The organism is Virgibacillus indicus (assembly GCF_002266285.1).
Taxonomy (GTDB): domain Bacteria; phylum Bacillota; class Bacilli; order Bacillales; family Amphibacillaceae; genus Virgibacillus_K; species Virgibacillus_K indicus.
This window is the reverse complement of the sequence record NZ_NPMS01000006.1, coordinates 210,729-227,761: the sequence shown is the minus strand read 5'-3', so window position 1 is coordinate 227,761 and position 17,033 is coordinate 210,729. Positions and strand designations below refer to the sequence as shown.

The 17,033-nt window shown below is 38.2% G+C and carries 20 protein-coding genes; 9 read left to right on the top strand and 11 right to left on the bottom strand.

Translation table 11 applies throughout. The annotated features are described in order from the left end of the window. Positions 1–301: 301 nt before the first annotated feature. Together CIL03_RS20395 and CIL03_RS13800 are read right to left on the bottom strand one after the other, a co-directional pair. Positions 302–532: a type II toxin-antitoxin system RelE family toxin gene (locus tag CIL03_RS20395; RefSeq protein WP_206207706.1), complete on the bottom strand. Its 231-nt coding sequence runs from the start codon at positions 530–532 to the stop codon at positions 302–304. Positions 533–559: 27 nt separating this feature from the next. Then, a complete protein-coding gene (locus CIL03_RS13800; RefSeq protein WP_094886445.1) occupies positions 560–784 on the bottom strand; it encodes a hypothetical protein in 225 nt (74 codons plus the stop codon). Between the two features lie 267 nt (positions 785–1,051). Here CIL03_RS13800 and CIL03_RS19865 point away from each other — a divergent pair, with 267 nt between their 5' ends. Both CIL03_RS19865 and CIL03_RS13795 read left to right on the top strand, forming a co-directional pair. Further along, complete coding sequence (locus CIL03_RS19865) at positions 1,052–1,189, top strand: hypothetical protein (RefSeq protein WP_165767964.1); 138 nt, start codon at positions 1,052–1,054, stop codon at positions 1,187–1,189. Positions 1,190–1,268: 79 nt separating this feature from the next. Then, the gene (locus CIL03_RS13795; protein WP_094886444.1) at positions 1,269–1,643 is read left to right on the top strand and encodes a hypothetical protein; all 375 of its coding nucleotides are present in this window, start codon (positions 1,269–1,271) and stop codon (positions 1,641–1,643) included. A 191-nt stretch (positions 1,644–1,834) separates the two neighbouring features. On the opposite strand, the gene CIL03_RS13790 is transcribed toward CIL03_RS13795, so the two are convergent. From CIL03_RS13790 to CIL03_RS13780, 3 genes are read right to left on the bottom strand one after another with little or no spacing between them, the layout of a single operon-like run. Then, positions 1,835–3,496 carry an acyl-CoA dehydrogenase family protein gene (locus CIL03_RS13790; RefSeq protein WP_094886443.1) on the bottom strand — a complete coding sequence of 554 codons (1,662 nt, stop codon included), beginning with the start codon at positions 3,494–3,496 and terminating at the stop codon, positions 1,835–1,837. Between the two features lie 20 nt (positions 3,497–3,516). Continuing rightward, positions 3,517–5,031, bottom strand: a complete 1,515-nt coding sequence (locus tag CIL03_RS13785; protein WP_094886475.1) for a class I adenylate-forming enzyme family protein — start codon at positions 5,029–5,031, stop codon at positions 3,517–3,519. Then, entirely contained in the window at positions 5,031–5,426 is a 396-nt protein-coding gene (locus CIL03_RS13780; protein WP_094886442.1) for a MerR family transcriptional regulator, read from the bottom strand. Before CIL03_RS13780 ends, CIL03_RS13785 begins: the two co-directional genes overlap by 1 nt. 204 nt (positions 5,427–5,630) lie before the next feature. Between CIL03_RS13780 and CIL03_RS13775 the strand changes: the two genes are divergently transcribed. Continuing rightward, positions 5,631–7,667, top strand: a complete 2,037-nt coding sequence (locus tag CIL03_RS13775) for a LuxR C-terminal-related transcriptional regulator (protein ID WP_165767963.1) — start codon at positions 5,631–5,633, stop codon at positions 7,665–7,667. Positions 7,668–7,708: 41 nt separating this feature from the next. Here the strand turns inward: CIL03_RS13775 and CIL03_RS13770 are convergent, their stop codons facing one another. From CIL03_RS13770 to CIL03_RS13760, 3 genes are all read right to left on the bottom strand, one after another. Beyond that, positions 7,709–8,065 carry a DUF4870 domain-containing protein gene (locus CIL03_RS13770; protein WP_094886440.1) on the bottom strand — a complete coding sequence of 119 codons (357 nt, stop codon included), beginning with the start codon at positions 8,063–8,065 and terminating at the stop codon, positions 7,709–7,711. Between the two features lie 101 nt (positions 8,066–8,166). After that, positions 8,167–8,340 carry an anti-repressor SinI family protein gene (locus CIL03_RS13765; RefSeq protein ID WP_108721255.1) on the bottom strand — a complete coding sequence of 58 codons (174 nt, stop codon included), beginning with the start codon at positions 8,338–8,340 and terminating at the stop codon, positions 8,167–8,169. A 200-nt stretch (positions 8,341–8,540) separates the two neighbouring features. Continuing rightward, entirely contained in the window at positions 8,541–8,780 is a 240-nt protein-coding gene (locus tag CIL03_RS13760) for an indolepyruvate ferredoxin oxidoreductase subunit alpha (RefSeq protein WP_094886438.1), read from the bottom strand. A gap of 165 nt (positions 8,781–8,945) precedes the next feature. Here CIL03_RS13760 and CIL03_RS13755 point away from each other — a divergent pair, with 165 nt between their 5' ends. Further along, entirely contained in the window at positions 8,946–9,143 is a 198-nt protein-coding gene (locus tag CIL03_RS13755) for a DUF2188 domain-containing protein (RefSeq protein WP_094886437.1), read from the top strand. 146 nt (positions 9,144–9,289) lie between these two features. On the opposite strand, the gene CIL03_RS13750 is transcribed toward CIL03_RS13755, so the two are convergent. Then, positions 9,290–11,458, bottom strand: coding sequence for a DNA topoisomerase III (locus CIL03_RS13750; RefSeq protein WP_094886436.1), 2,169 nt, complete (start codon positions 11,456–11,458; stop codon positions 9,290–9,292). Positions 11,459–11,598: 140 nt separating this feature from the next. Here CIL03_RS13750 and ytaF point away from each other — a divergent pair, with 140 nt between their 5' ends. After that, positions 11,599–12,207 carry a sporulation membrane protein YtaF gene (gene ytaF, locus CIL03_RS13745; protein WP_094886435.1) on the top strand — a complete coding sequence of 203 codons (609 nt, stop codon included), beginning with the start codon at positions 11,599–11,601 and terminating at the stop codon, positions 12,205–12,207. On the opposite strand, the gene CIL03_RS13740 is transcribed toward ytaF, so the two are convergent. Together CIL03_RS13740 and CIL03_RS13735 are read right to left on the bottom strand one after the other, a co-directional pair. Then, positions 12,202–12,993: an SDR family oxidoreductase gene (locus CIL03_RS13740; RefSeq protein WP_094886434.1), complete on the bottom strand. Its 792-nt coding sequence runs from the start codon at positions 12,991–12,993 to the stop codon at positions 12,202–12,204. The genes ytaF and CIL03_RS13740 overlap by 6 nt on opposite strands. Before the next feature lie 229 nt (positions 12,994–13,222). Continuing rightward, positions 13,223–14,119, bottom strand: a complete 897-nt coding sequence (locus CIL03_RS13735) for an AEC family transporter (protein WP_094886433.1) — start codon at positions 14,117–14,119, stop codon at positions 13,223–13,225. Between the two features lie 206 nt (positions 14,120–14,325). Here CIL03_RS13735 and CIL03_RS13730 point away from each other — a divergent pair, with 206 nt between their 5' ends. The 4 genes from CIL03_RS13730 to CIL03_RS13715 are packed head-to-tail and all read left to right on the top strand — an operon-like array spanning position 14,326 to position 16,871. Continuing rightward, positions 14,326–14,703 carry a GntR family transcriptional regulator gene (locus tag CIL03_RS13730; protein WP_094886432.1) on the top strand — a complete coding sequence of 126 codons (378 nt, stop codon included), beginning with the start codon at positions 14,326–14,328 and terminating at the stop codon, positions 14,701–14,703. Position 14,704: 1 nt separating this feature from the next. Beyond that, positions 14,705–15,556 (top strand): ABC transporter ATP-binding protein, encoded by an 852-nt coding sequence (locus tag CIL03_RS13725; RefSeq protein WP_094886431.1) that lies wholly within the window; start codon positions 14,705–14,707, stop codon positions 15,554–15,556. A 3-nt stretch (positions 15,557–15,559) separates the two neighbouring features. Further along, positions 15,560–16,198 (top strand): ABC-2 transporter permease, encoded by a 639-nt coding sequence (locus CIL03_RS13720; RefSeq protein ID WP_094886430.1) that lies wholly within the window; start codon positions 15,560–15,562, stop codon positions 16,196–16,198. Between the two features lie 13 nt (positions 16,199–16,211). After that, positions 16,212–16,871: an ABC-2 transporter permease gene (locus CIL03_RS13715; protein ID WP_094886429.1), complete on the top strand. Its 660-nt coding sequence runs from the start codon at positions 16,212–16,214 to the stop codon at positions 16,869–16,871. Positions 16,872–17,033 lie beyond the last annotated feature (162 nt).

The window sequence follows — 17,033 nt, the reverse complement described above, 5'->3', positions numbered from 1 at the left end:
CATAAAATATTCTAGTTGCCGGGGGTTCCATTTCCCACTTATCTTTTCATCTGATAGCTTTTAACAATTATTATGGTTGAAATTTTAACTTTAAAAAAGTAGGAAATTTCTGTTTTTTTTATTGAAGAAAGCTAGTTGAGCGTCTTATCTATAGGGCAGGATTACATTATTATAGAGAAAATAAAAAGCGAAACTTCAATCAGTGGAGTATTAGTAGCTTGATGTTACATAAGGAATAATAGTATAAGGAAGTGCCTTAAATTTTATGTAGTACTTTCATTTTGGATCATAAAAAGACATATTATTTTTTGTAAATATCACCACGGCTATCCAAATCGAATACAAATATCACAATCTCACTTTCTATTATTGTGTATAAAGCTCTGTATTTTCCAACCCTTAATCTATAGGAATCTTCATACCCTGCTAATTTTTTGATGTCTAGTTGATTTGCTTCCCATGGGTTTTGAGCAAGTTTAACGAACGATTTCTTGATCCTTTCTTTTGTTGGTTTATCTAACTTTTTAAATATTTCCCAGCCCCTTTAGAGAATCGTATCTCATACATTATTCTCACCATCTTCGAAAACATAATCAAAAGTATGATATTCCCCTTTTTCGTATTCATCAAATGATTTTTCTAGCCTCTTTTTTGATTCTTTATCCAATACTATTTCTTCATCCTCTTGATTATTTAATCTATCTAAATACTTCTTAATTTTATCGTATTTTTCCACTGGCATGTTATCTATTTGCTTAAACAAATCCCATTTGGATATTCCCATGATTTTACCTCCAGTATTTATTTTGATTACATTGTATCATATCATGGAGAACTATTCGTATCCTTCTCTTTTTGGTGTTTTATCAGAAAAATACCCACCTACTTCTCGACTTTATAACCTTATCTCTCTGATTTGGCACTTTATTTCCCAACTTTAACTACTAGCCTCTCAACTGCACTATTTAACCCCTTCAACAAATCACCTCTTATTTTTTTGACTAGCATCATGTATAATTAATATTAATACAGACGATAAGGAGCACTCAATATGATCAAAGTTAAGATGAATGTCCAAACAGCATACCATGGTGAATTGCTGCGTGCCGGTAAAGTCTATGAAATTGATGAAACAATTGCAAAACGCTGGATAGCCAGTAAAATAGCAGCAAAAGCGGAAGATAAATAATATCAAATCACGACATGTTTCGATAGCATTCTTTTTAAAATTCAGATATAATTTTTAAATAAGAAAGGTGGTGAAAAAAATGAGTGAAGAAAGATTTGACCGACTTGAAAAACGATTCGATCTCCAGGATAAAAAATTTGAGCGTATGGAGAATATGTTGTCACAATTGATTGCGACAGTAGCTAAGGTAGTGGAGGAACAAGTTGCCATGCGTGAAGAACAGACTACATTTCGCAAAGAGCAGAACATCATGAAGGAAGAGCAGGCTTCAATCCGAGAAGATGTAACTGTCGTAAAATTGGAACAAGCCTCTATGAAAGAGGAAAATGATAACCGTCATAATGAAATAATGGGTAAATTTGAAACCCTGGAGGCAGATCAGAATCATATCTGGGAGAAGGCTGTGCGTAACGAAAGGGAGATTGCCAGATTGAAAAGCCAATTTGGCAATTAATACGAATTCACCCACGTAATTCATCTTCACTTCAACTATTAATACTTACTTCATAGAACTCTATTTCCCAAATTAAAACCCCCGCTGCAATACTGCCATTCGTATTATCCAGTGGGGATTACTATTGTTAATATCTAGTTTTGCCATGCTATTCTCTCTCTTAGAAAAAAATCATATTTACGGCGGAACATCTACTTTCCCACAAGCTCACTAAACTTCCTTAACGCTGCCGGATTTTCCTCCATTTCGTCCCTCTTCCAAACCGACTGCAAATAAACTTCAGTGATTGCCTTCTGTCTGCTGTCACCTTTTACGCTGGTTTCAATTGCAATGACACTTTCATAAATAGCTGCCATCGCCTCTGCAATTTCTTTGCTGTAGTAGGTTTGCAAATCAGAAGAAAGCTCTTTAATCTGATGTATTCGATCCATCAATTCGTTAATCCCCAAATTGATTATTTCAACCCAGTGCATTAACTTGCTACCTGTCACCTTGTCTAGCTTTGCTCTCATTTCTTCCGCAAATATTTCTTCCGCATTATATTTGCCAATTAACCTGAGAACTTCCATCCCTAATATATTTGCAGTGCCTTCCCACACGGTCAGGACCTGTGCATCGCGAAGCAATCGTGGTGTTATAAAATCCTCAATATACCCATTCCCGCCATGCATTTCAATAGCCTCATGTGCAAAATGGATTGCTTGCTCTGCCGTTTCTTTTTTCATAATTGCCACATACAATCTGAATAATATCTGATCTTCTTTTGAAGCTTTCTGCTTTGTATCCTTCCCCATTACCAAATCCATCAAACGTATAACTTCAAACACTGCATTTGTTTCAACCTCTTGTTTAGCAGCCAATTTACTCAATGTGGCCTGCACCATTGGATAGTTTGTAAGTTTATTTCCAAATGCCTCACGATCCATCGCATAGTTTTTCGCCTCCAGGTATGCACGGCGCATGATGCCCAAGGATGCTACCGCATTGGATACACGTGAGAGGTTGAGTGCTTCTATCATATAGGAAAATCCTTTGTGTTCTTCTCCTACCAAATAACCCTTAGCACCTTCAAATTCCACTTCCCCTGATGGAACGGCCCTTACGCCAAGCTTATCCTTTAATCTGCGAATCCTAAGCAGTCCGGCAGCCCGGTTTTCTTCCCAGGGGACAAGAAATAAACTTAACCCCCTTGTGCCTTCCGGTGCACCCTCGGTTCGCGCCAAAACCATTGCGATACCGCATGCTCCAACATTGCTGGCAAAATACTTTTCTCCCGAAATACGATAGAAATCACCATCCTGAACAGCCTCTGTTTCATTTGCACCAACATCCGAACCACCCTGTCTCTCAGTCAGAAAGGTTGCTCCCTCATATAGTTCTGTATCACCTGTTGAAAGTACATGTGGCAAAAATTCTTCCTTTAAAACTTCCGAAGCATAGTGATCAATCAGATAGGCAGTAGCTTTCGTAAGTGTTACCGGACAGTAAAACCCTGGCTCTGCATGGGAAAGCAAATAGCTCTGGGCATAAGAATAAACATAATTCCCCTTATATCCCAAATCAGGAATTTCTTTATGGACATAGCCGATAATCCCTGAGTTATAGGTCTCTTCAATCGTCTTTTTATATCCCTCATTTAACCAAATATGGGATACTTCATTTCCCATTTTGTCATAACGGATAAGAAGAGGTTGCCCCTCCCTATCTGTATGAGCAGCCCGCTCGTCAATATCTCCCGCACATAATTCACCAAATTCCCCTAGTTCACCGTCTGCCCAATTGAAAAAGTCCTCCTGCAGCATTTCTTTAAGCAAACGCTTTAAGTTTGGATCCTCTGTATAAAAATTTGTCATGATCTTATCCCCCTATGATGTTACAGTTCTACACGCTCACGCAATTGGTTTTTCAGCAGTTTACCAGTTGCATTGCGAGGCAGTGCATCCAATTTTTCATATACTCTAGGAATCTTGTAATCGGCTATTTTTCCCTGCAGAAATCCTTTGCATTCCTCTGCCAGATTTTCTATTTCTCCTTCAGTCACAACATATGCTTTCACTGTTTCGCCCCAGTCTGGATTCGGAACACCTACAACTGCTGCATCCGCAATTTGTGGGTGGATTGTTAATAGATTTTCTATTTCTATTGGAAAAATGTTAACCCCGCCAGAGATAATCATGTCTTTTTTCCGATCGACAATCCAGTAAAATCCGTCTGCATCCTGTTTGCCCATGTCACCTGTATATAACCATTTTCCCTTTAATGCTTCACTCGTTTTTACTGGATCTTTATAATATCCCTTCATATTCCCTTCACCACGCAGAATTATCTCTCCAACCTCACCTTGTTTTACTTCAATACCTTCTTCATTGACTATTCGAATCTCACAATTCAAAGCTGGCCTTTTACCGATGCTGCCAGCTTTTGTTTGATGGTCATCGAATCCTAATAATGATCCACTTGGTCCTGCTTCTGTCAGTCCATATACACACATCAGCCGGTCAGTTGAAAATTTCCCTTTAACAAATCTCACTTCCTGTTCCCCTAAAGGAGCGCCGCCGTATACCCAGTATTCCATGGATGATAAATCATACTCCTTAATTTTTGGATGTTTGGATGTTGCCAGGTAAGCAATTGGAGCACCAAAGAAGTGTGTTGTCTTTTCCTTTTGTACTGTTCCCAGCAGCAAATCAGGTGTAAATGTTGGTACAAGTACATGTGTTGCTCCAACATAGGTACCTGCAATCAGGAATAAATGCAATGGTGCAGAATGACTCAGCGGCATCATGTGGAGTATCCTGCTTTCAGTATTCATTGTCATCTCAATACAAATCATCGTTGCAACTGTGAGGATATTGCGATACGTAAATACAACACCCTTCGGATCACCAGTTGTTCCTGATGTATATAATAATGCAGCTTCATCATCTTCCATCAAATCACACTCTATTTCATCCGGGGATCCTTCTTTTATCAGCTTTTCAAATGAGAGCCAATGCCCTAATGCTTCTCCTGTTTTCACACATAAAAGATCATCTGATTCAGGCAGCCCCTCCACTTGATTGAATAATAACTCATGTGTCACAAAAACTGTCGCATCACTGTGATCTAAAATATAGGCGATTTCCTGATGAACGAGCTTCGCATTGATTGGAACAATCAGTGCTCCTAAACGCTGCACAGCAAAATAAGTGAATAAAAATTCCTTTGTATTCGGCATGTGCAGGATGACTTTATCACCCGGCCTGACACCATGTTTCCTAAGACTGTCTGCTAATTTGTTCACTTTCACATTCCATTCTAAATACGTTATCCGTTCATATGGTGTTACGATTGCTTCATGATTTGGAAATATTCTCGATTGCCTTGCAAGCAAATTTGGTATATTCATCATTTCTCACGCTCCAATTCATCTAATCTAACCTTAAAATCCATTATTAAATACTCCATCTCTGAACGAAGGTTCTTCATTTCATCTATCCGTTTGGACACCTCCCCTATTTTTCCTGTGCCATATTCGATTGTCTTTTGGAGCTGTTGTTTTCCGGAAGGATCCTGATCAAATAGCTGAATCATCTCTCTGATTTCCTCCAGACTGAATCCATATTTCTTCCCGCGAAAAACAAGCTGCAGGCGAATTCGCTCTTTTTTTGAGAATATTCGCTGACCGCCTTCACTTCGTCTGGGATGTATTAAACCAAGCTCCTCATAATAACGAATCGTTCTTGTTGCGATGCCAAAATATGCCGCAAGCTCCGAAATCGAATAGGTTTCTTCTTTATTCATTTGCAATCACCTTTATTGTAATTTTCTAACATTTAAAGCTTATCATTGACGTTAACGTTAAGTTCAATATCTTTTTGCACTTTCCTGCTTATTCTCTAAAAAAGCCTAAACTCTTATTGACTTTATAGGATAATTTTACTATATTTATAATAATTGGATTTTTCTAAAAAATATATTCGATTTACTATGGAAGGGGTTATTGTTTTGGAGGTAAATAAAGGAATTACCACAGAACAAAAGCGGATGGATGATATAATCAATGAATTTGAAGGAGAACTTTTTGTTGGAAGAAAGAAAGAAATAGAAATTTTCCGGCAGCACACAGAGTCTTCCCATCATGATGCAAAAGTACTCCATATTTACGGCACAGGCGGAATAGGGAAAACGTATTTGCTATCAGAGTATTCCAGGATTGCCGAACAGGATGGAATACTTTTTTTAATGATCAGCAGTGAAGATTTCCACCATACGCCCTCGGGATTTGTTGAATACTTATGCTCACTCATTGAAATGAAAATATCACAGTTCCAATACCACACTACTAATATGCTGCAAAACTGTTTTCAAAATCTGGCAGATATCGCCCGTGAGCACAAAATTATCATCGCCATTGACACCTATGAAAAGATGGACGATCTTAAACGCTGGTTACGTCAGGTATTCATCCGAAATATTGATGCGAACATCTTGTTTATCTTTGCCGGCCGAAAAAAACTAAAAGGAGAGTGGAAGGAATCTCCCGCTTGGCGCAGAGTGACCAAACAAGTGGAACTGAAGGATTTTACTTTAGAGCAGACAAATACCTATTTAAGCCATTACGGAATCAAAAGTAAACGGCATATTAAGTCATTATGGCAATTTACAGAGGGGCATCCACTGACGCTTTCCCTTGCAGCAATTACGGATGAAAAACCCGAGTTAGATCCCGCTTTACAACTGACTGAAAGTATACCCCAGATTTTGATTGAACTCACAAAAAGATGGCTGCAAGAGGTTGAAAATGAGGATCTGCAAAATTTAATCGAAGCAGCGGCAATTCTGCAGAACTTTAATCAAATGTGCCTGTCCTCTATTTTGAATCAGAAGATTAGTATGACGAAATTCAATGAACTTCTATCACTTTCCTTCATCAAGCAGACCAGAAATGGCTGGGCAATGCATGATTTAATCAGAGATTCTATTCGAATCGAGTTAAAACATCGAAATCCCGAGCACTTTGAGCTTTTAAGTGAACGAAGTGCCGCATTCTATTATCATAGAACAGTTTCAACCCGATCATCCTATGATATTGCTCAATTTTTTTACCATCTTGGTGACGAGTTTATTCAATCTGCTTTTTTTCAGGATTCGATCGATACATCCCTGTATTTCGAGCCTGTAGCATCCTATAATTTTCACGAAGTAGCTGCATTCTTTGAACATAAAAAAAACCATTTAACCAAAAGTGATGTGCAGTTTTACAGCAGAGGCTCAAATACTTCTTACCATTTTCATGCATCACTGAGACATAATAAAAAAGAATTGGAATTAATGGATAAAGAATATATTAAAAAAATGGGGTATAACGTTGCCCAGCTATTGAAAAATGAGCATGGGGAAACATTAGGTCTTTCCGTTCTTGTACCAATAAATAAACATACACTGGAGCATTTGAGTAAAGAACCTGTTTCCAGGGCTTATTTTTCAAGACTGACTGGCACGGATAAGAAGAGCTTTTCCGTTTCTGATGGCTCTAACGCCGGCTGGTTCATACGTATGCTGGACTATGCCAATCCAAGTGATACGGCAGCCCGATCATTTTCATTGTATAATTTATTTCCTTTATTGCTCTCTGGCGGGAAAATTATTGTATCAACGCCGCTTCCCTTTTTCCAGGATTTACTTAAAAACTTTGGGTTTCAGGAAATTCCGAATGCATTGCATTATGATTATGGAGAGGACTATCCATCCCCCACATACTTATTAGATGTCAGCGGGGCGAAATTAGCTGTGTATCTAAAACAGTTTACAGCCAAAGCTTCGGAAAGCAATCAAATTGAAATTATTACAAAGACTTTTTCCTTCACAGAACGGGAAGTAGATATTGTCAGACTGATCCTGGATGGAAGAAGCAATGCAGCTATTGCCAATCAGCTGTTCGTTGCTGAAGTAACAGTAAAAAAACATATCTCCAGAATTTTAGCAAAGGCTCGTGTTAAAAATAGAACTCAGTTAATCAAACGCATTATGGATATTATTTAGGAAAAGGGAGGCAGTTCATAACCGGCTGTCTCCCTTCCTCTTCACTTAATCAGCTTGAATTTTCCAATTAACGGCAGTGGCTTCTCTTGACCATTTGCAGCATTGATGATCCCAAGCACAAGCATAATGATTAAAAACAAACTGCCAAGCGGCAGGATGAGCAGCCATCCAATAAACGGTAATATTGTACCGAGTACGGATACCCCAACCCAACAAAGAAACAGGATAAGCCCTTGATTTGCATGATACATAGCAAACTTTGAATCTTTTGCAGCAAGAAGCGGAATAAAGAAAATAATATATGCCAGAATTGCCATTCCCTTATTTTCCTTTACATCAGATGATTCTTCCTGGTGTGGGTCCAGGGACGTTTCCTCTGATTTTACTTTCTCTGTCATATTATGACACCTCCTTAAAAACTGCTAGCTGTTGGCTTTTTCATCGTATAGAAATTTTACCATGTGATTTATCCTGTGTAATGTATACCTAAGTATACAAATTAGCTTTTCAACTGTGGAGGAGAATTTTCAAATTCCATTTTTGGATAACCTTGTTTCAAATAAGTACGTACCTTTTCTTTACTTAATCCTAATTCCTTTGCCTCGGAAATTAAATTAACCCATTCTTTATCATAATAATATGTAGGACTTTTAACTAAAGCTTTGTTATCCAACGACGAAACGCCTCCCACAACTAGTCTTTTGGCTGTTATACTCTCCTGCTCTTGTAGTTCCTTTTACTCAAATATAACGTACCACAATAGATACGGTTGTGTAATGTATACCTGGGTATACAATTTCAAAAAATCTTTATTTATCAAAAAAAGTACTGCCCCACATTATGTAAGGCAGCATGTTTTTTCTATATATTAATTTACCTGTTCGCAAAAAACTCTTCTGCTTTATCTAGGAATACTTCCTGATCAGGTGTGAGATCATATTCTTCCTCTATCGCTTCCACCGGACAAACAGCTTTACATGCCCCGCAATCAATACAAACATCTGGATCTATATAAAACTGATCTGGTCCTTCTTCGATACAGTCCACTGGACAAACGCTGACACACTCGGCAGCTTTTTCCGGACCACATGGATCCAAAATTACGAAAGCCATCTATGTTATACCTCCCTTATATACTATAAAAAGTTTCTATCTCTTATTTAATGATACATTAGATAACCATTGCAAGTAAACCGCTTGATTATTTTTTAGTAGTTTTATCATTTAACAAAGTGGGAACACAATTATTGAATATTAGTTATAAAGGAGTTTTTCATAATGAAAACCTATAGTATCGCACCAAATGTCGATGCATCGGGCTGGTTTGTAAAATTGGAGGATGTTGCACCTGAAAAGATATATGATGCAAAAGATGATGCCATAGCAGCAGCTGAACAAATGGCAAAGGAAAACAGTCCGAGCAAAGTTGAAGTTTTGGATAAGAACCATAATATAGTGGAAGAGAAAAGATATTAATAGAAAAGGATGCTCATAATCGAGTATCCTTTTTATGTCTATGTAAATGGTTTTTAGGAAGCTGCAAATGTGAATTTCGGCATTCTCCAGGTTTCGCACCAAAAAAGGACTCCCTGCATCATCATGTGCAGAGAGTCCAAATCATTCTATTTCTTCAGCTTCGCAAGCTGCTCGGCCAGTGCATTATTTTTAAATTCGTCATCCTGCTTCTTCAAATATTTATTCACGTCTTTTTTCGAGACTTTGTGCTTTTTCTCACGCTGCTTGCGTTGATTAAATGTGGATAGTTTCTCACGGTGGCCACACTTGCACATGAACATTTGCCCTTCGCCTTCACCGCGCAGTTCCAAGCGTTTATGGCAATTCGGGCAGCGGGCATTCGTTTGTTTGGCAATATTTTTCTTGTGTCCGCAAGAGCGATCCTGACAAACAAGCATGCGGCCATGTTTATTTTTTATTTCCAGCATTAGTTTGCCGCAATCCGGACATTTTGTTCCAGTCATGTTGTCATGTTTAAATGTTTCATCACTGCCTTTTATCTCCCGTACTACTTGTTTTGCATAGCTTTTCATTTCAGAAATAAACTTGTTCTTATTCAGTTTTCCTTCAGCAATTAAGCCAAGCTTTTGCTCCCATTCTGCTGTCAAGGCTGGTGAACGCAAATCTTCAGGTACAAGATCTAGCAGCTGACGTCCTTTAGAGGTAATGAAAATATGCTTGCCCTTCATTTCCATGTACATACTATTGAATAGCTTTTCAATAATATCCGCACGGGTTGCAACAGTGCCAAGACCACCAGTTTTATTGATGGTGCTCATTAGATGCTTTTCATCAGAGCTCATGTAGCGAACCGGATTTTCCATTGCCTGGAGCAGTGCCCCTTCTGTAAATCGTTCCGGAGGCTTTGTTTCGCCCTCTTTCATAGAAATCCGCACATTCATTACATCGCCCTTTTCAACTGCAGGCAATTGCTGATCATCACTGCTTTCATTGTCGTCAAAGCGATTATCATAGATTTCCTTCCAGCCTTGTTTTTTAACAATCTTGCCTTTTGCAGAAAAACGTTCATTATCGATCTGTGCTGTGATGGTAGTTTGTTCATATTCATGCGGTTCTGACAATACTGCTAAAAACCGCTTCACAACAAGATCATAAATTTTACGTTCTTTATCATTCAATTCATCCAGAATCACATGCTGTTCTGTTGGAATGATGGCATGGTGATCAGAAACTTTCGCATTATCTACGACAGACTTTCCAAGCTTGAAGTCCTTTCTTGAAATTTTCCCAGCAAAACGGGCATATTGATCAACACCACAGGCTTTCACTCGGTCCTTCAATGTCGGCACAATATCTGTTGTAATCACCCTTGAATCTGTCCGGGGATATGTCAGAACTTTATGCTGCTCATACAATTTCTGCATTAATGATAATGTTTGTTTTCCAGAAAATCCAAAAATCCGGTTTGCATCCCGCTGCAATTCTGTCAAATCATACAGCTGTGGAGCAAATTTCTTTTTGAAGTTTTTATTGATATCCACTATTTCAGCAGGCTTACTTTTCAGTTGACCAAGCAAATCGTCAGCTCTCTTTTTATCGAAAATTCTGCTGTTATTTTTCGCATCCTGCCAGGTTAGTTTAAAGCCTTTATTCGTTTTCCCTTCGATTCCATAAAATTTCTTCGGTTTAAATTCCTTTATTTCCTTTTCACGTGCGGCAATCATTGCTAATGTAGGTGTCTGTACACGGCCACTGGAAAGCTGTGCATTAAATTTGGTTGTCAGTGCCCGTGTGGCATTAAGTCCTACATACCAATCAGCTTCTGAACGTGCTACTGCGGAAGCATATAAATTTTCATACTTATTCCCAGGTTTTAACTGTTTGAATCCATCACGAATTGCTTTATCCGTAACGGATGAAATCCATAATCGTTTTACAGGTTTTGACACGCGTGCTTTTTCCAATATCCAGCGTGCCACCAATTCCCCTTCACGACCAGCATCTGTTGCAATGACTATTTCACTGACATCCTTCCGGGCCAACTGTGTTTTTACTGCACTAAACTGCTTGCCGGTTTTTTTGATTACGACCAGCTTCAAATCGGTTGGAAGCATTGGAAGATCATCAAGCTTCCATGTTTTATATTTATCATCATACACTTCCGGGTCAGCCAGTGTAATCAGATGACCAAGCGCCCATGTCACAATATATTTTGAGCCTTCCAAATAGCCATTGCCTTTCTTGCTGCAGTTAAGCACACGAGCAATGTCACGGCCTACGGAAGGCTTTTCTGCTAAAACTACTGTTTTACTCATTAAAAATCCCCTCTTCTAAAAAACATCTATTGTAACTTTACCATAATTGGAGACTGTGTGCAGGAAGGAGCGCGCTCACACACTACGAGCCATTTCCATAAAATGAATGAATTAAAAGAGATAACAAAGGAATTGGTAAAATGCTTTTTTATACAGGTTTATTTTTTTTAGTAATTGCTGTTAGTCTGGATGGCTTTGGTGTGGGGATTACGTATGGGATGCGGAAAATTCTCGTTCCACTCAGTGCGTTGTTCACTATTATGTGCTGCTCAGGGATTATTGTGCTGGCCGCTATGTCAATTGGTTCAGCTCTGAGTTCATTCATATCACCAGAAGTGGCTAAAACGATTGGTGGAAGTATTTTAATCTTTCTGGGCTTATTTTCTCTTTACAATATTATTCGTCCAAGGCAGGAGAATGCATCGGACGAATCCAGTCAAAACTATTTAACAGCAGTGCTTTCTACACCAGATAAAGCAGATTTGGATCAATCCGGTTCCATCACGTCACATGAAGCATTGCTGCTTGGTGCCGCTCTGGCACTTGATGCCTTTGGTGCCGGATTAGGTGCTTCGATGCTTGGGTATGCACCAATTTTAACAGCATTTCTCATTGCTTTTATGAGTGGGTTATTTGTCTTCTGCGGTATACGAATCGGTATTGTTTTATCAAAAACCAGGCAGCTGCAAAAAATGACATTTGTGCCGCCTTTATTATTGATCGCTCTCGGGATTTTTAATATCCTATAGTGCCTTTACCAGACCACCGTCTACAATCAGGGACTGTCCGGTAATATAGGTGTTTGCCCCGGATGCCAGAAAAACAATTGCCTTGGCAAATTCCTGCGGCTGTCCATAGCGTTTCATTGGTATATTTTCTTCTGCTTCTTTTCTTATGTCTTCTGCTGTCTTATTTTGTTTGTCAGCAAGTGTCTGATTCAGCTCCGTAATGCGATCAGTTTCAATGGTTCCTGGACCAACTGTATTGATGAGAATATTATCTTCACTTAATTCCTGGGCCAGTGTTTTTGCAAGCCCGACGATTCCAGGTCTCATTGTATTCGAGAGCACAAGATTATCAAGACTTTGTTTAATGGAAGAGGAAGCCAAGTTAACGATATGCCCTTCCCCTTGTTTCTTCATAAATGGCACAGCCTCACGAATTGTACGAACAAAGCTGAGTAAATTTAGTTCAAATGCATGCTGCCAGTCTTCATCCGTCATATCCAAAAAGCTTCCTGCTGGCGGACCACCGGCATTATTAATAAGTACATCTACTGTGCCATTTAGGGAAACAGCCTTTTCAACAAGCTGTTTAATTTCCTGTGCATCTTTCATATTGCAAACAGCATAATCAATGGTTGTATTTCCAGTAGCTTCTCTGATTTCATCAACTGCTTTTTGCAATGCAGGCTCACTTCTGCTGCTGATCAGGACTTTTGCTCCTTCTTTGGCAAACTCCATCGCTGCTGCTTTTCCGAGTCCTTTGCTTGCAGCTGTTACGATCACTGATTTTCCCTTTAACCTAAAATCCATTATAAACACCCCTCTATCTAAAAATACCCGTAATCCTATTATATAGGCAGGATTACGGGTATTTCAAAATTATAGATTTTTTACAGTAATGAAATTATCCATCCAATTACAACAATAGCACCAATAATCATTAGAATCGTTCTCAGCATCTTAGTCATCCTTTCCTGAAAGAGGAAAATTTTTAATAGTATTTACCTTTAATTTACCCATTACATAACGGATGAAAACATCAGGCCATAATGTTCAACAGGATTGTTAATGTAACAATACTTGTAACGGTTGCGATAAAAGTGATGCTTGAAACTAAGTCCGGTTCCGTATCAAATTCAATTGCGTACATTGTCGTGGTGGCTGCAGTCGGCATAGCGGAAATAATGATAAGTACGCTAGCTATAATCGGATCCACATCAACAATGAGTACAAATCCAAATGCGATCAATGGTGCAATCACCATTTTTAATGTTACTGCTGAAATGACCACTTGCCAATTCAGTTTTAACTTTGTCATCGAACCAAGCTGCATACCAAGCATAACCATCATTACTGGAATTGCAGCATTTCCTACCATGGATAAGGTGGAATGAACCGATTCGGGAACACCAACGGAATAATGCTGAAAAATAAATGCGAGAATGGCTGCATACGTTGTCGGCATTTTTAATACATTTGCAAATGCACGCTTTATGCCGCTGGTGCTGCGTGAGGCATAATAAACCCCAAAGAAATTATTTTGCAGGGCTTGTACTACCATTATAAAGATAGCATAAGGCAATGCAGCATTCCCCACACTGAACAGAACCACCGGCAGACCATAATTTCCGGAATTCATAAATCCGGTCGCTAAGATAGAAGCACTTTCCAAATTAGGCTCCCATTTAAAAAATTTCGCCAGCAGCTTATTTAAAAATACCATTAGGAAGAACAATACGAACATATATACAATAATAATCAAAAATCCACTGTCAAATTCAGCATCATACAAAGTAATGAAAATCAGCGCCGGACTCAATATGTATAATGTAATTGCTGAAACTGATCTTACATCAAGAACCCTGATGCGCTGCAATATAAATCCTGAAGCAAATACTGCCATGATTGGCAATATAACATTTAAAAATAGACTCATCCTTACCTCTCCAATAATATATTCAATTCTATTAGTTTATCATAGTTGGTTGGACTGATGGACTTGCTTCCGCGAAAAAAATAATTGTTTTCCTCCTATTCCCTGTTTTTGTGGATGCATGTCCACACTTCGCAATCAAGAATTAATTGACATATTGTTTATATTGTATATAATGTATATATACAATATAAATGAGGGATTATTCCATGGATATTCTGATTAACAGTAACAGTAAAGAGGCTCTTTTCCAGCAAATCAAAGAACAAATTAAACAGCAGATCTTCTCCGGTGAACTAAAGGAAGGCGATGCACTCCCATCCATGAGGCTTTTGGCTAAGGATCTGAAGGTCAGTGTGATAACGACCAAACGTGCTTACGAAGACCTTGAAAAGGAAGGTTATTTAATTTCCGCTGTAGGCAAAGGTACGTTCGTCGCAGGTCAGCAGCCTCATGTACTCAAGGAATGGCAGATTCGTGAGCTGGAAAATGAACTGGAAAAAGTCGTTCAGGAAGGAAAAAGACTTGGCTTAACAAAAGCTGATTTATTCGAACGGATAACGATTTATTTTGAAGAGGAGCTGTAATATGAATACGGTTGAATTTCACAATGTGACAAAGAAACGCAAAGGATTTTCGGTTGAAAACTTGAATATAACTATACCAAAAGGCTATATTACTGGTTTCATCGGACCAAATGGAAGCGGAAAAACGACGACAATCCAAATGATGATGAACATTTTACAATTGGACAAAGGTGATATAAAGCTGTTTGGTACCAGTCATAAAGAGCATCAGGTCAAACAAAAAATTGGCTTCGTCTATGATGATCTTTACATGTATGAGGAATTTACGATTAAAAAAATGAAATCCTTCATTGCTCCATTTTATGAAACCTGGAATGAAGAATTATTTCAGGACTACCTGGCAAAATTCGAACTGCCACTGCGAAAAAAATTAAAGCACTTTTCTAAAGGAATGAAAATGAAATGCTCGCTATTATTTGCCCTTTCACATGAACCGGAATTTATCGTCATGGATGAACCAACCTCGGGCCTGGATCCGATTTTCAGAAGAGAATTGCTTGATCACCTGCAGGAATTAATGGTTAATGAAAATCAAACGATATTTCTTTCGACGCATATAACGACAGACCTGGACCGTATTGCTGATTATATTGTTTTCATTTATCACGGCAAGGTTATTTTTCAAAAAAGCATGGAGGAATTACAAAATCAGTTTCATATCATTAAAGGCAAAACAGACATGATTGATGCAGATACGAAGGAGTTATTTGCCGGGCTTCAAAAAACTGATATGGGGTTCAACGGACTTTTCGAAGGGGATCCATCTATTTTTGATCCATATGGCGAGGAAATTATTATTGAAAATGCAACACTTGAAGATATCATGTATTTCATGACACGAAAGGGGAATTGATTCGTGGCTCAGCTTGTTAAGAAGGAATTTCAGTTAAATATAATCTATCTAATCTTTATCATACTTTTTATTCCATTCTCCTATGTAATGGATATGCCCAGTACTTTTATTTTTATTGGTGCAATGCTCGGTTTTCTTTTTAATGCATTTTATTATGACAGCAAAAACCATGTAAATCGATTGACTGCAAGTCTTCCATTCAGAAAAAAACATGTTGTTTTAGGGAAGTATGTATTCTTTCTTATTATTAGTGCAGGTTTCTTACTGTATCTCTGGCTTGTTGACTCAATTGCTCATTATGGATTGCCATACCTGGAGTCACAGCCTTTGCACTGGTTTTTAGTTTTATTAATTTTTGCATCCATTGCAATCATGCTGTCCATTTCGATTCCGATTTACTATTTGATTCAATCGTATATGAAAGCCTTTTTCGTTCAAATAGTCTTTTTATTTTCAATTGCATTCGGCATTGTAATCATCATCGCAAACCCATTTATTCAAGTGAATGACAGCATCATTCGCTTTATCCTTGATATTATCGCATTACAGCCTGTCTTGATTGTGGTTGGATTTTCATTTATCAGTTTATACCTTTCCTATAGGCTTTCCACTTGGATTTATATACGGAAAGATATTATATGAAGAGGGTGGTCGAATGTATCAGTTTATCAAACAGGATTTTTCTGTAAATACATGGGGAACCTATCTATCTCTAATTCTAATATTACCAATATCTTACGTATTATTTTTGCCGTCTGTTTTCATGTTTATCGCAACTGCCTTGACGATCATTATCAGCATTTTTTATTATGATGACCGCGCAAATGTGAATCGGTTCCTGATCAGCCTGCCCATTTCAGCTGCATCTGTTGTCAAGAGAAGGTATCAGTCTATTATTCTGTTTTCAATTTGTGTCATTCTTTATCAATGGGTAATTGGTCATGTCGTAACGTTTTTCATTGGCAGCGAACACTATGTATACGGCTGGAAGGATATTATTGTATTAATCTGTATGGGGGCAATCATAACAGCCGTTACTGTTCCTTTTTTCTACTTATTTCGTTCGTTCATACTTTCCGTCGGATGCATAATGGTTCTTCTGCTCTTGGAAAGCTATTATTCATTAACACCACTTGTCACCGTTTTAGAAATGGATGAAGTTATTATTTTTAATGATCTAGACCCAGGATTTGTAATGATAGTGGAAGAATATATCCCTTATCAGCCATTTCTTATTTTAGTGTTTGCATCACTAGTTATCTTTTATATGTCGATGAAAATTTCTGAGCTGCTTTATTTGAGAAATGACCGGTGAATTTGACATAGTTGCATTCATGTGGTAAGCTTGTCAAGTTAACAAATGAAGTAACAAATAAGTCATCTGGCATTCTGCAATGTTTTTGAAGATGCTTATTCACACTGGCGCGACTAAGGGGTCGCAAGGACGTAAGAGCAGGTAGGGCTTACGTTGCTTAAG

Excerpts from the sequence above, each read along its gene's own strand:
- CIL03_RS13800 (WP_094886445.1), bottom strand. The coding sequence starts at position 784 with ATGGGAATATCCAAATGGGATTTGTTTAAGCAAATAGATAACATGCCA.
- CIL03_RS19865 (WP_165767964.1), top strand. The coding sequence starts at position 1,052 with ATGATCAAAGTTAAGATGAATGTCCAAACAGCATACCATGGTGAATTG.
- CIL03_RS13795 (WP_094886444.1), top strand. The coding sequence starts at position 1,269 with ATGAGTGAAGAAAGATTTGACCGACTTGAAAAACGATTCGATCTCCAG.
- CIL03_RS13790 (WP_094886443.1), bottom strand. The coding sequence starts at position 3,496 with ATGACAAATTTTTATACAGAGGATCCAAACTTAAAGCGTTTGCTTAAA.
- CIL03_RS13785 (WP_094886475.1), bottom strand. The coding sequence starts at position 5,031 with ATGAATATACCAAATTTGCTTGCAAGGCAATCGAGAATATTTCCAAAT.
- CIL03_RS13780 (WP_094886442.1), bottom strand. The coding sequence starts at position 5,426 with ATGAATAAAGAAGAAACCTATTCGATTTCGGAGCTTGCGGCATATTTT.
- CIL03_RS13770 (WP_094886440.1), bottom strand. The coding sequence starts at position 8,065 with ATGACAGAGAAAGTAAAATCAGAGGAAACGTCCCTGGACCCACACCAG.
- CIL03_RS13760 (WP_094886438.1), bottom strand. The coding sequence starts at position 8,780 with ATGGCTTTCGTAATTTTGGATCCATGTGGTCCGGAAAAAGCTGCCGAG.
- CIL03_RS13755 (WP_094886437.1), top strand. The coding sequence starts at position 8,946 with ATGAAAACCTATAGTATCGCACCAAATGTCGATGCATCGGGCTGGTTT.
- CIL03_RS13750 (WP_094886436.1), bottom strand. The coding sequence starts at position 11,458 with ATGAGTAAAACAGTAGTTTTAGCAGAAAAGCCTTCCGTAGGCCGTGAC.
- ytaF (WP_094886435.1), top strand. The coding sequence starts at position 11,599 with ATGCTTTTTTATACAGGTTTATTTTTTTTAGTAATTGCTGTTAGTCTG.
- CIL03_RS13740 (WP_094886434.1), bottom strand. The coding sequence starts at position 12,993 with ATGGATTTTAGGTTAAAGGGAAAATCAGTGATCGTAACAGCTGCAAGC.
- CIL03_RS13735 (WP_094886433.1), bottom strand. The coding sequence starts at position 14,119 with ATGAGTCTATTTTTAAATGTTATATTGCCAATCATGGCAGTATTTGCT.
- CIL03_RS13730 (WP_094886432.1), top strand. The coding sequence starts at position 14,326 with ATGGATATTCTGATTAACAGTAACAGTAAAGAGGCTCTTTTCCAGCAA.
- CIL03_RS13725 (WP_094886431.1), top strand. The coding sequence starts at position 14,705 with ATGAATACGGTTGAATTTCACAATGTGACAAAGAAACGCAAAGGATTT.
- CIL03_RS13715 (WP_094886429.1), top strand. The coding sequence starts at position 16,212 with ATGTATCAGTTTATCAAACAGGATTTTTCTGTAAATACATGGGGAACC.